Here is a 13,420-nt window from a genome sequence, read left to right as displayed (position 1 = left end):
ACGGAGGTTCGAGGGCCGCGTCGCGTCGACATGACGCGACGCCACCGCGCTAGCGATCCGTGCCGGTATCGGCAACATAGTTTGCGATGCTGAAGAAACGATAGTCGCTCAGCAGATCAGGCGCCGGGAACCCCTCCGGATGAATCCGCCCATAAATCGGGCTGTCGGGGCGCAGGCCGGCCAGGGTCAACGCGAGCGTGAATTCGTTGAACGGCGCCATGAATTGACGCGACACGAAATGCATGCCCCAGTTGAACACCGACGGAAGCTGCTCGGTGCGCAACCACGTGTCCGGCCCGCCCGGCGCGCGTGCGCAAAGATTCTCCGCCCACGGGCTATGCCCTTCCACAATGAGAAAGCCATGCTTCGCGTGGCGCTTCCAGCGGGTCAGGAAATCGATGAGATCCGCCGCGGCCACGTAACCGGGAACGAGGCCTTCCGCATCGCTATACGCCACCTTGAACGCACGCTTGATCTGGTCGAGCGCGATCGGCAGCTCGGCCTGATCCGATACCGTCAGGACGCCCGCATAGTGCTGATCGACAACCGCGCGCAGGCGTGCTCGATCGACGGTGCGGAGATGGCGCTCGAGGATCGCTTCGGCGGCGTCCGTGCGGCGGATGCTCAGCCGGCGGTTGTGGACCAGGAACATGAAGGTATGCAACAAGTCGCTCAGCCGCGCCGGGCGCACGCTGCCGTCCGGCTGCGTGACGGTCAGGCCGCTTTCGGCCACGGCTTCGTCGTAGCGGTCGGGCTGGGAAATGTCGGCGGCGATCACGCGGACCTGCACGCCGGCGACGTCCCGCAGCGCAGACAGCGTGGCGGCTGCGCGGCCGCGCGCGGATTCGTTGTAGTCCGCGCCGATCACCAGCAGCGGATAGTCCGCGAGGTGCCGGCCGCGCCGCGTCGACGTAATGACGTATTCCGCCAGGCGCTTCAGCGCGCTGCCGTCGCCGCAGCCCATGTCGGCGATGCCGGCCGGTTGGCGGTCCAGCGGCGTGTCGTCGAACAACGCGCGCAGGATTTTTGTGGTGATTTCCTGCGACGCCGGCCCTGACCCGGCGCCGCTCGATGCATACACGTTCATCACGCGATCGATGTGGCCGTCGCTATCGATATCGAGCGGATCGGGGTTGCCGAACAGGAGTTCGTCGAGCAACGCATACGAACGCAGATAGGACGCGGGCAACCCCGCGTAAGGGGCGGCAATCGGCCGGTGAATCCGACCCGACTCGGTGAGGCGCACCTTTTCCCGATCGATTTCCGCCATGCCGAACTTGCACATCAGCGCCCATGCCGCGTGCAGCACGACAGGATCGGCCTGCGTCCAGGCGCCGACGACGACTCCGTCGGGCTCACCGTCGAGCTTGCCGAGGATGCCGGGCGCCGATTGCGAGTACTGGCCATCCGGCTGCCTGTCGAACACCGGCATATCGAGCGCGACCCAGGTCGGGCCGAGCAACAGGCCGTCCATCGCGGTGCGCAGCTGTCCATTCGCCTGGCGCTCCAGATCGGTGGCCGGGAGCGGAAGCTCCGGCCAGCCCGCTACACAGATCCGCGCGAGCTGCGCATACAGCACGCTTTCGTCGGCCGCGATGCGCGTTCGATGACACAGGGCGTGCAGATGCTGGAGCACCGACGTGGCATTCGCCAGTTGCTCGAACAGCGGCCGGGTGCGCTCGACGCACGCGACGACATATTCGCCGGCCGGGGTGAGCGCATATTCGGCGTCTTCGTCGCCGCGATCGAGGGTCAGCCAGCCGGCCAGGCTCAACAGGTTGAGGGCGCCCCACAGAATCCCCAGGTTACGGGTCGGGTCGGGCTGGCGGGACGCGGCGAACGCGCGCATCGCGCGGGGCGCTCCGGCCCGCAGGCCGCGGAACGCGCCGGCAAACACGAGGCGCGCCAGCGTCGGCACCAGCACGATGCCGTTCGCCCAGTTGCAGCTGCGCGTATAGGCCATCACGCGTTGAGCGTCGTGCCGGCCGATGCGCAGCGTGGCCGCATGCGTGTGTTGCTCGAGCTTGACCGGCAGCTCCATGTCGAGCACCTCGACGCCGATCGTGGTGCCGGCCGACAGGCCGAGCAAGGTGCGTGTTTCGTCGGGATAGGCGCCGAGATAGTGTTCGAGCTGCCGGGCCAGTGCGGCGGTGGAATCACCAAGGTCGAATCGGGCATGCATGTTGGACGGTCTCACAGGGTCGAAGGTTGGGCTGCAATGGGTGAAGATGCATCCGGATCGGCGTGCGCGACGGCAACCGCCGGCGCGGCGCCGTGAGTCCGGGGCGCGAGATGGGCGGCCAGCGCGCGAATGGACGGGTAGTCCCAGACCGCGGACGGATCGACGGTTACGCTGAAGGTCTCGCTCAATACGATCGTCATTTCGACGGCGAGGATCGAGTCGAAGCCGATTGCGGCGAACGTCGACTCGCGCGTCAATCGAAGCTTGCGGTGCTTGAGGCGCTCGCCCAGCCACGCGATGAGCCATTGTTCGACGGCATGCACCTGCTGGCGATCGAGCAGGCTTGCCGGTTCGTTCACGACCGGGGTTGCGGTGGAACCGGCGTCTTCGCCGGCTGGCGCGTCGGGCACGCGGGAGCCCGAATGCGCGCCGGCATCGGCGTCCAGCAGCGGATCGACGAGTTGGCTTGCACCCGGGATCGTCTGCTCGATCGAGCCGATCTCGAACCCGGTGCGCGCTGCCCAGTCGTTTAATTCCACTGTCGTGGGCAACGCAGATCGCAGTCCGACCTGCCGTTGCGCCGCCTCGATCGCGAGTTCGTACTGGCGCTGCGCCCAGCGCAGCGTGCCGTCGCCGATGCGCTGCTGCGCAGCCGCGCGTTCGATCACCGCCAGCAGCAATCCCCATTGCGCGATCGTGCCGAGCCAATAATTGACCCAGACGGCGGCGTGCGCGGTGCCGTCGAGTTTCGACGCATTGGCGAGCCCGTCCTGCGCCAGCTGTGCACCCAGCTCGCGCAGCTCCCTGGCCAGCGCACCGGCGCCCAGCGCACTCTCCAGATAGCGCAGCAAATCGTCGCTCCCGTTGAGCAGGCGGCTACCCAGGTGAACCAGCAGCGTTTCGGTCGGCCCCTCGAAGATGCGGGTCAGGCGCGCGTCCCGGAAGATCTGCGGCGCCAGGTTGGTCTCGATATACCCCCGGCCGCCCAGGAACTGCATCATCTCGTCAGCGGATTGCGACAGCAGCTCGGAGCCGAGAATCTTCGAAATCAGGAGGCAGTCTTCAGGCAGCGCGACGCCGAGGTCCAGTTCGGTGGCCAGGTGCTCGACCAACGCGTTGAGCCCGTCGATGCGGTCCCGCAGCTCGCCCAGGCGCAGGCGGCTCAGCGGGTTGTCCAGCAGGAGGCCGGTGCCGACCTGGCGCCGCGCGCCGTAGCGATGCATCAGCTGCGCACAGCGTTTCATGCCGCCCACGCAGACGGCAGCGATGCCAAGGCGCGCAATGTTCATTGCGTGCTGCGCGACGGCCATCCCTTGCCCGATGTCGCCGAGCCGGTATGCGTCGCTGATTCGTGCCTGATCCAGATGCAGCGAATTCTGGATCATGCCGCGCACGCCCATCGTCAGTTCCTCGGCGCCGATCCGCACGCCCGGCGTGCCGGGGCGCACCGCCAGTCCGACCATGCCGGTGCCGTCGGCCTGCTTCGCGAACACGTTGATGATCCCCGCCCATGCGGATGAGCCGCTCCAGCGCTTGTTCCCCGTGACCAGCCAGTCGCCGGAATCGATGCGCTGGGCGCGAGAGGCAATCGCGCGCACATGCGAGCCCGCGGCCGGCTCCGTGATCGCGAATGCCGCGAGCATCCGGCCGCTCGCGAGGCTCGGCAGCAATTCCTCGCGCAATGCCGGCTGTGCATGGTGCATGATCGGCAGGATCCCGAGCGTGTTGTTCAGGGTGACGAAGAAAGCCAGGGTCGAATCGATCGCGGCCAACTGCGCCAGCACGCGCGACATGTCGCGCTGGCCGAGGCCGAGGCCGCCATGCGAACGGTCGATCGGCATGCCGAGCAGGCCCCGGTTCCCGAAATCGAGCACGATGTGCGGCGGAATAGTGCGACGCTCGTCGATGGTTCGGGAATCGATCCGCGTGCGGGCGTAGTGCCTGAGCCAGTCGTTCAGTTCGTCGACGGTGGCGCTGTCATCGCGCCGGCGATCGTTGGCCGCCGGCTTGTCGACCACGGCTGCCGGGTGCGCGGGCTGCCGGCGCTCGGGCGCGGGCGCCTGGACGCCGCCGTCGACGTCCCACTGCGCAAGGATCGTCAGCGCGCCGTCGTGCAGCTGCGTGCGGCACGTGCTGCGGCGCACCTTGCCGCTCGACGTCTTCGGCACGCTGCCGGGCGACACCAGCACGATCGCGCTCGGGCCGATGTCGAGGCGGTTCCAGATCGCCTGGCGAATCGCGTCGATGAAGCTGTCGAGATTGCCCTTGCGCTGCGTGCGCTCGACTTCTGCCACGACGATCAGGCGCTCCGCGTCGACCTGGTCGTCCATGAAGGCCGCGCAACCGTTCGGCACGAGTTCCGGCACGCCGACGATCAGCGCGTACTCGATATCTTCCGAGTAATAGTTGCGGCCGGCCAGGATCACCATGTCCTTGAGGCGGCCGGTGACGTACAGCTCGTCGTCCAGAATGAAGCCGAGATCGCCGGTGCGCATGAACACCTGATCCCGATGGCCCGCCAGGCTGTGCCGGAAGGTCGAATGCGTCTGCTCGTCCAGACGCCAGTAGCCGGCGGCGACGCTCGGGCCGGCCACGCAGATTTCGCCGATGGTCCGGTCGGCGCAACGCTCGTTCGTCTCCAGGTCGCGCACGATCACGTGTTGTTCGCCGTCGGTGCGACCCACGCTGACCAGGACCCGTTCGCCCGGACGATCCAGCGGCTGCTGCGACACGCCCACGCATTCGCCGCGCAGCACCACGGATTGCTGCTGGAGGGCCGCCTGGTCGACGCATAGCGTCCGGATCGGATGCCGCTCCGTGCGACCGGCGACGTACAGCGTTCCCTCCGCCAGCCCGTAGCACGGCAGAAAGCCGTCGGCGGCGAAACCCGCGGCGGCGAAGCGCTGCGCAAAATCGGTCAGGGTGCTGGCGCGGACGGACTCGGCGCCGTTATAGGCGACCCGCAGGCACGACAGGTCGAGCGTCGCCAGCTGTTCGTCGGAGATCCGCCGGCAGCACATCCGGTACGCGAAATCCGGCGCGCCCGTCAGATCCGCACGGTACTGGCTGATCGCACGCAACCACAGGTACGGATGCTGGATGAAGCGTTCCGGGGCCATCAGCACGCTCCGGAAGCCGCCGTAGAGCGACGTCAGGATCACGCTGATCAGGCCCATGTCGTGGTAGGGCGGCAGCCAGCTGACGATCGTGCTCTGCTCGTCATAGGCGAGCCATTCGCGCATCAGCCCCAGGTTATGCATCAGGTTGCCGTGCGACACCATCACGCCCTTGGGGCTACCGGTGGTTCCCGACGTGTATTGCAGAAAGGCGATCTCGGAAGGCTGCACGCTGACGGGCGAATGCACGGGATCCAGCACCTGCGCGCCCCCGACGTCGAGCAGCGTGCTGCCGGATGCGTCGGTATCGGCGAGCCAGGTCGCGCAGCGCGCATGGTCCTCGGCCGAACACAGAATCGTGTTCGCACCGGCGTTCTCGACGATGCCGGCGATCCGCACCATATGCTGCCGGTTGCGCGGCGGGTAGGCGGGAACGGCGATGGCGCCCGCATACAGGCACCCCATGAACGCGCCGACATAGTCGAGCCCCGGCCGGCACAGCAGCAGGACCCGGTCGCCGATGTCGATCGCGTTCTGCCGCAGCAGCGCGGCGACCCGGCGAGCGCGTACGTCGAGTTCCGCGAACGTCATCGATTCGGGCTGTTCCTGTTCGGGCGGGCCGCTCAGGAACACGTAGGCGGTCTTGTCGCCGAGTGTGGCGGCCCGGTTCTGAAGCAATTCGCTAAGCGTGGTCGGCAAAATCGCAGTGGTCATGATGTCGTCGGAAGAGGAATGAAAACAGCGAGCAGCCGCCTGACGCCGGGCGGCGCCGATGCGTTGCTGCGGCGGGAATCCGAAGGAGGCTATTCGGCGCGATGGAACAGATCGATCATGTGCATCATGCTTTTGAGATGCAGGAAATGCGGCACCACCCGTTCGCTCCTTGCCGCATAACGTGCCGTCCAGTGGTGGGCCAGCTCGTGCGTGGCGGCGGCGTTGCCGCGCACCGCGCGCGCGTCGGCCTCGCGCGCATCGAGGGCTGCGCGTGCGTGCCGAACGGCCGATCGGGCGAGCTCGCCGGTGAGGATGCCGTGGTGTCCCAGTGCGAGCCGCGGCTGCTGCAGTTGCTCGATGACGTGCAGCGAGTGCCGATAGGCGAACAGGTCCTGAAAGACCAGCGGCAGCCAGCTGGTGGCGCCGTGAAACTCGCCGAGCGCATCCGACACGAAAGCGATGTCCAGCTGCGGGCAGTAGTAGCCGAACTGGCAACGGCTGTGGCCCGGCAGCGCGATCGCGCGAATCTGCATCCCGGCGCCGATGTCGAGCTGCGTGCCCGGATTGACCGGGTAGAACGGCAGGTCGGCCAACTCGGTGAAATCGACGCCGGCGGCGGGCTGCCACGACCGTGACGCATGCGTGTCGAGCTGACGAATGGTCCGGCACGCCGACGGGCTCTGGAACGCATCGAACGCGTCGGGAGAGCCGGATACATGGAGCCACGGCATGCGCGACTTGAGCGTCATCAGCAGGCTGCAATGGTCATAGTGCGAGTGGGTGATCAGCCAGTAGCGCAGATGCCGGATGCCGCCGAAGTCGCGCAGCAGCGCGTGAAGCTGCTGCCATACGAGCTCCGTCATGCCGCTCAGGCCGCCCTCGATCAACGTCGCGGCCTCGTCGTTGACGATCACGTACAGCGGCACGTCAGCCGTGCCGACGAGGGCCAGCCGCGGCTCGATCCACCCCGGGGTAGCGATCAGCATGTCGTTCAGCTCCGATAGAGCGCACAGGCCCATGTCGCGCCCGCGCCGTAGGTCACGAGGAGGTTGAGCTGCCCGCTCGGCATGCGGCCTTGCTCGCGCGCGAGGGAGAGCGCGACCGGAAACGCCGCACTGGCCATGTTGCCGAGCTGATCGACGGAAATCATGCACCGCTCGCGGGGCAGACCGAGTTGCCCGATGACCGCATCGAGGATGCGCAGGTTCGGCTGGTGCGGTACGACCAGGCCGATATCCGACAGCGTCAGCCGGTGCTTGTCGAGCATCTGCCGGCATGCGTCGACGATGCGCCGCGTGGCGTCTTCGAACATCGGCCCGCCTTTCATCCGGAAATGGTGCCGGCCGGACGCGAGGTCGTCTGCGTCGATGAAGCGTGGGCGTCGCGCGCCGGGCGCTTCGGTGCTGAGCAGGTCGAACTGGGTGCCGTCGGCGCCGAGCGTCAGGTCGATCAGCCCGTGCGCCGGGTGGTCCGTCGCTTGCAGCAGCATCGCGGCGGCGCCGTCGCTCAGCAGGATCGACAGATTGCGGCCGGCATTGCTGGTGTCGATTCGCCGCGACAGGGCCTCGGCGCAGATCAGCAGCACGTTGCGGTACAGGCCGCTCGCGAGGAAATGGCGCGCGATCTCGATCCCGTAGAGCCCGCCGCTGCATTGCGCGCGGATATCGAAGCACGGAATTTCCCGCAATCCGAGCCGAGGCTGGATGTAGCAGGCCTGCGACGGATCGTGATGATCCGGCGACAGCGTATTGACGATCAGCAGGTCGACGTCGCGCGCCGTGACGCCGGCGTCGGCCATCGCCCGTTCCGCGGCCGGGCACGCGAGATCCGCCAGATGCTGGTCGGGCGCGAGATAGCGTCGTGCCACGACGCCGGTTCGTTCGCGAATGAACGCGTCGCTGGTGTCGATCATGCCGGCGACTTCGTCGTTGCTGACGATCCGGTCCGGCAGCGCGTGGCCCATCCCGGCGATGACGAGTCTGGCGGTCATGCCTGCACCTCCTGCTCCGTCACGGCGGGGAAGGCATCGCCCGCATCGGTCACGACGGTTTCGCCCCAGCGCCACAACTGCGCACCGAAGCCCCAGCCTGCGCCTGCGCCGGCAAGCACGACCAACGATCCCGGCCGGATCACGCCTTCGCGGATCGACTCGTACAGTGCAAACGGCACGGCGGCCGATACGAGGCACGCACAATCGGCCACGCGAATCACGTATTGGTCGGGCTTGAGCCCGAGCCGCTGGGCCCATGCGCGCACGAGCAGCGCCGACGGCTGATGGAACACCATCGCATCGACATCGGCGATGTCCGTTCCGCTCCGGTGCAACAACTGCTCGACGATATCGGGAATGGCCACGGGCATGAAGCGGGCGATCGCTTCCTGCGCTTCGGGCTTGAGCGTGAAATACACGCCGAACGGGTTGTCGGCGTCGGCTGCCGCATCGTCGTCCGTTGCAGCCCGGGCGTTACGCCACTGCATCGTCACGAGGTCGTAGTGGGTTGCATCGCTGCGATACGCGGCATCCAGCCAGTCGGCACCGTCGGGATCGGCCGGCTCGGCGACGAGCACGGCCGCGGCCGCGCCGTCGCCGAAATTCGTCGACGATTTACTGGTGTAGTCGACCACGGCCGACATGCGCTCCGACGAGCACACCAGCGCACGCTTCACCCGTCCCTGCTTGATGAGGTTGGCGGCGATCTGCAGTTGCAGCACGAAACTCGCGCATTCCATCTCGACATCGGCGTCGAGCGCGCGTGTCGCACCGAGCCGGTCGCGCAGCGTACGCGCAAGGCGCGGCGCGAAACGGCGCCGGCCGTCGGCGAGCGAGACGAACGGCGACGTCATGTTGAACAGCACCAGATCGAGTTCGGCGGCTTCCACGCCGGCACGGGCGAGTGCGTCGCGGGCCGTGCGCTCGGCCAGCGCAAGCTCGGATTCGCCGGCATCGGGATCGATCATGTAGCGCGATTCGATGCCCCAGAATTGCCACCATTCCGGCGGAATGGGCTCGACGCCCGCGAAGACGGGATCGTCGTTGGGCACCTGGCGTGCCGGCAGGCGGCAGGCGAGACTTGCGATTCGGACGTTGTGCACTATCAGATCTCCATCGTGCTGCAGGCGATGCGCGGCCTGAACGGATCCAGCGTCATGGCGACCACCGTACGTTCATCGTCACGCAACGACATCGAATGTGCGACGCGGGACGAGAGCCACGCCGGCAACTGGAACGGGTTCGGGATGTCCGTCGAACCGGCGACGACATCGACGTGGAAATCGCGGCTCACGCCGATGGCGATCGATGGCCATCCGCTCAACCACGATTCGCAAAACAGCGAGGTGGCGCGCCGGTCGATGCGGCTCTGCACCGCGTCGACCATCGCGCGCACCGCGCTGGCCGCATTGGCCGGTTCGGCGTCGAATCGGCCGGTTGCGTGATCGAACCGGCTCTCGAAGCAGGCCAGCGACAGGATGCCGTCCACGCGCCGGGCGGGAAGGGCGTCGAGCGTCGCGAACGGCGGCGCGTCGAGGTCCGCGTAGCGGCTGGCATGATCGCGGTCTTGCCCGGCAGGCGTCAGGATGATCGCCCCGGCGCCGTCGGCGAAGCCGCTCGTGGCCACCTGTTCGACGTCCGCGAGCGCCTCCGCGCGAACGACGAGCGCGCGCCGATAGCCGAGCTGTTTGCAATGGCTGTTCGCGAGATCGAGGGCGAGCGTCCAGTCCGCGTCGAGCAGATCGAACACGGTCGCATGTCGCGCACGCAGGTCGCGCTGCACCGGGTGCGCCAGCCGCGGCCCGGCGATCGTCGGTGCGTCCGCCATCCGGCTGGGAGAAATCGACAGGCTGACGATCAGGTCCAGTTCCGACGGCAGGCAACCGGCTTGCAGCAGCGCCTGCCTGGCTGCCTTGATCGCGTAATCGTTGGCGCAGGATTGCGCGGTGGTCGCGGGGTCCGGAATGGCCACCGCGGCTCCGAGAATTTTCATAGGGCGTGCTCGTTCTGGACGGTTTGATTCAGGGGACGCGTCGCGCCATGACCCGCCTGCCGGAGCACGGCGCGACGCAATTTGCCCGATTCGTTACGTGGCAAGCTGGCGGCGTGATAGGTCACGCGATGCGGACATTTGTATGGCGCGATCACGTTCTTGACGTGCTGCTGCAGTTGGGTCGTCAACGCGTCCGAGCCGCCGACACCCGGTCGCAGCACTACATGCGCGCAGATGAGCGTGCCACCCAATTCGTCGATTTGCCCGACGACGCCGCACTCGGCGATATCGGGATGGCGCAGCAGCGCCTGCTCCACTTCGCCGGGAGACACCGTGTAGCCGGAGCTGATGATCATGTCGTCCGCGCGTGCCTGATAGAACAGGTAGCCATCCTCATCGAGGTAGGCGCTGTCGCCCGTCAGGTTCCAGCCGTGCTTGACGTAGTCGCGTTGCCGCGCGTCATTCAGGTAGCGGCATCCGGTCGGCCCCTGCACGGCCAGATAGCCGATTTCGTAGGGCGGCAGGCATTGGCCGTGCTCATCCACGACGGCAAGGCGGTAACCGGGCACCGCCTTGCCGATTGCGCCGTCCTTCGTGACGGTGTCGCCGGTGGACGCGAAGATATGCAGCATCTCGGTCGACCCGATTCCGTCGATCAGGTGCAGGCCGGTGCGCGCCTGCCATGTGTCGCGCGTCCACGACGGGAGCGCCTCGCCCGCCGACACGCATTTGCGCAGGGACGTCACGTCATGCCTGTCGAGATGGTCGAGCATGGCCCGATAGGCTGCCGGCGCCGTAAACAGGATGCTGACCCGATGCCGGTCGACGGCGGCCAGCAGCCGTTCCGGGCTCGCTTTCTGCAACAGCACGACGCTCGCGCCGACACTGATCGGAAACAGCAACAGCGCGCCGAGGCCGAACGTAAACGCAAGCGGCGGCGACCCGCAGAAGACGTCATCGGCCGTGGGCCTGAGCACGTGCTGCGGAAAGCAGTGGCAGGCCGCCATCACGTCGCGATGAAAATGGACGGTGGCCTTCGGTTCCCCGGTCGTCCCCGATGTGAACGCGATGAGGCAAGGATCGTCCGCACGCGTGTCGGCGGCCGCGAATGCCGCTGAATAGCCGTCGAGCCAGCGCGCGTGCGGATGCATGTCGTCCGTCTCGTAGCGCCGAACGTCGCCGCGCCACTGCATGCGCGCCATCGCCGCGTCGAGCTCGGCCGACAGCCCGGCTTCGCAGATCACGTGCGTGACCCGGGCTCGGCCGATGACGGTCGACAGTTCTCCCGCGCGCAGCTTCGGCATCGTCGCGACGGCCACGCCGCCGGCCTTGACCACGCCGAACCACGCGGCGGCCAGCATCGGGTGATTGGTGCCGTGCAACAGCACCCGATTGCCGGCCACCAGGCCCGCATCGCGCACCAGCATGTTGGCGATCCGGTTGCCGGCATCGCGCAATTCGCGGTACGACCACGTGATGCCCGACTCGGTCCTGATCGCAACGCGATCGCCCCAGCCCCGTTCATCGACTGCGATGTCCAGCAGCGCGGCGGCGCAATTGAGAAACGGCGGAAACTGCAGCCCCGGCAACTCAAAGACAAACGCCGGCCAATCTTCGGCAGGGGGCAAGTTCGCGCGGCAAAAGTCGTCCATTGTCAGCGCTCGCAAGAGTGTGAGTTCGAAGTCCGCGATAGCGGTGCGGCGCCGGCCGGGCCCTATGATCGGGCCCGTCCCGCGCAACCTGAATCGCGATGCCAAAGAGACGTGGTCGGGGCGGCAGGCACATGTCGCCGGACGACGCACGGAGAGCCCGGTCAATCACATGACGGCTTGCCGGTTTTTATGGATTTATTCAATCTCATTTGATTTTAAAAACGATCAATAATCGATCGATTTAATTCGGATTGCTTCTGATTTCGAGTTCATCGATATAATTTGTGGATTTAAAAGCGTGCCGTAAGCTTAGCGGAAGAAAACTCGGAAAGTAAACTGTAATGCGAGTGAATTAAGAGAATTATCTTTGAAATCGATTCCATTCTGCATCGACATTCCATTGAATTAACCGATTTCGGTTAACCATCTTGCGATTTGTTGACTTCGGTGGAGTCTGGTCGCCGGAGCGCTGAATAAAGCATCGGGAAGTTCAACAAGGCGAAACGAGCGCCGCGTCACGAAGTGGATTGCCCTGCACGAAAGGCGAAAGACCCGCGCTCTCGGGAACGGCGGGGTATCGAGTCGATCTGGAAGGAAAATCAGGGATTCGAGCGCCGGGGTCTCGGATTGCGCCCGTATGGATTTATGTAATTGTATTAACGAATATTTTGTTTCAAGCGGGAAGTCGGAGTGCCCCGGTTCGAGGATTCGCGCAAACCCTGGATGTCAGGCGCCGGTAAATATTCCGGAATATCTGCTTGAACATCGCGAGAAATTTGCGCGCCGCCGTCGGCATGGCGCGAGTCTATCGCGCGCTCTTTTTCCACGACCGAAATAATTCCAGTAGCGCGCGGCACGGCGTCGACGTTGCACCGCCCCGTCGCCATACCGCACCGACATCCATCGTCGGTACGGTCACACTGAGATTGCGGCGGCTGATCCGGTTTCCTTCCAGAGACCAGGGACGATAGACAAGATCCGACAGGATCGTGACGCCTTGTCCGAGCGCCACGAGGCTTCTTACGGCCTCGATCGATTTGCTCTGCATCCAGACGTTTGGCGTGATGCCGTAGCTTCCCCAATACTTGCCGACGGTTCGCAGGTGCTCGTCCATGTCCAGGAGCAGGTAGTTTTCGCGCGCGACGTCCTCCAGCGTGACCCGGTGCGCTTCCTGCAGCGGATGATCCGGATGGGTCCACAGCCTGCGAGGCGAGCGAAGCATCGTCTCGTATTTCAATTCCCGAATCTCTGCCGTGTTCGACACCAACAGCAGTGCGATATCGAGGCGGTCATCGACGAGCATTTCCTCGATCGCTTCGCGCTCGCTTTCGACGATGCTCACGCTCAGGTTGCCGAACCGTTGGGAAATGACCGACATCAGCGACGGCATCAGATAAGCCGAAATGGTTTCGGTCACGCCGATACGCACATGCCCCGAGATCTGCTCGGGCTCTTCCTGCGCCGCCGCCACGGCGCGATCGATCGACAGGGTCGCGTGTTGCACGTGACGCAGGAATCGCTCGCCTGCCGGTGTCAGTCGCACCCCTCTCGAATGACGCTGAAGCAGCGTGACGCCCACCATGTCCTCGAGATTCTTCAGCGCGATGGTCATCGACGACTGGGATACCGAGCACAGGTTGGCCGACTGCGAAATCTGGCCGGTGTCGGCAACGGAGACGAAATACTCGATCTGGCGGAGGGTGATGTGCGTGCTCACGGGCGAGGCTCCGAGAAATCCGGGCGGTTGCGGAAAGGCGCCGCCTCGAGGGTCCG

General features: G+C 65.9%; 8 protein-coding genes. All 8 read right to left on the bottom strand.

Annotated features, from left to right (window positions below):
- Positions 1-49: 49 nt before the first annotated feature.
- The 8 genes from BCO18175_RS10500 to BCO18175_RS10465 all read right to left on the bottom strand — a co-directional run bounded on the left by BCO18175_RS10500 (position 50) and on the right by BCO18175_RS10465 (position 13,364).
- Positions 50-2,182: an AprA-related methyltransferase gene (locus BCO18175_RS10500; protein ID WP_174980530.1), complete on the bottom strand. Its 2,133-nt coding sequence runs from the start codon at positions 2,180-2,182 to the stop codon at positions 50-52.
- Positions 2,183-2,193: 11 nt separating this feature from the next.
- A complete protein-coding gene (locus BCO18175_RS10495) occupies positions 2,194-6,012 on the bottom strand; it encodes an AMP-binding protein (RefSeq protein WP_174980529.1) in 3,819 nt (1,272 codons plus the stop codon).
- 89 nt (positions 6,013-6,101) lie between these two features.
- Positions 6,102-6,998 (bottom strand): MBL fold metallo-hydrolase, encoded by an 897-nt coding sequence (locus BCO18175_RS10490; RefSeq protein ID WP_174980528.1) that lies wholly within the window; start codon positions 6,996-6,998, stop codon positions 6,102-6,104.
- A gap of 5 nt (positions 6,999-7,003) precedes the next feature.
- Positions 7,004-8,002 (bottom strand): ketoacyl-ACP synthase III, encoded by a 999-nt coding sequence (locus BCO18175_RS10485; RefSeq protein WP_174980527.1) that lies wholly within the window; start codon positions 8,000-8,002, stop codon positions 7,004-7,006.
- Positions 7,999-9,108: a 3-oxoacyl-ACP synthase III family protein gene (locus tag BCO18175_RS10480; protein ID WP_174980584.1), complete on the bottom strand. Its 1,110-nt coding sequence runs from the start codon at positions 9,106-9,108 to the stop codon at positions 7,999-8,001. Before BCO18175_RS10480 ends, BCO18175_RS10485 begins: the two co-directional genes overlap by 4 nt.
- Entirely contained in the window at positions 9,108-9,995 is an 888-nt protein-coding gene (locus BCO18175_RS10475; protein WP_174980526.1) for a hypothetical protein, read from the bottom strand. Before BCO18175_RS10475 ends, BCO18175_RS10480 begins: the two co-directional genes overlap by 1 nt.
- Entirely contained in the window at positions 9,992-11,647 is a 1,656-nt protein-coding gene (locus tag BCO18175_RS10470; RefSeq protein WP_174980583.1) for an AMP-binding protein, read from the bottom strand. The genes BCO18175_RS10475 and BCO18175_RS10470 overlap by 4 nt, the downstream gene beginning before the upstream one ends.
- Positions 11,648-12,452: 805 nt before the next feature.
- Positions 12,453-13,364, bottom strand: a complete 912-nt coding sequence (locus BCO18175_RS10465; protein ID WP_174980525.1) for a LysR family transcriptional regulator — start codon at positions 13,362-13,364, stop codon at positions 12,453-12,455.
- Between the last annotated feature and the right edge of the window lie 56 nt (positions 13,365-13,420).

Source organism: Burkholderia lata, assembly GCF_902499335.1.
GTDB lineage: Bacteria > Pseudomonadota > Gammaproteobacteria > Burkholderiales > Burkholderiaceae > Burkholderia > Burkholderia lata_B.
The sequence above is the reverse complement of the archived record's forward strand: the minus strand, read 5'-3'. Positions and strand labels throughout refer to the sequence as shown.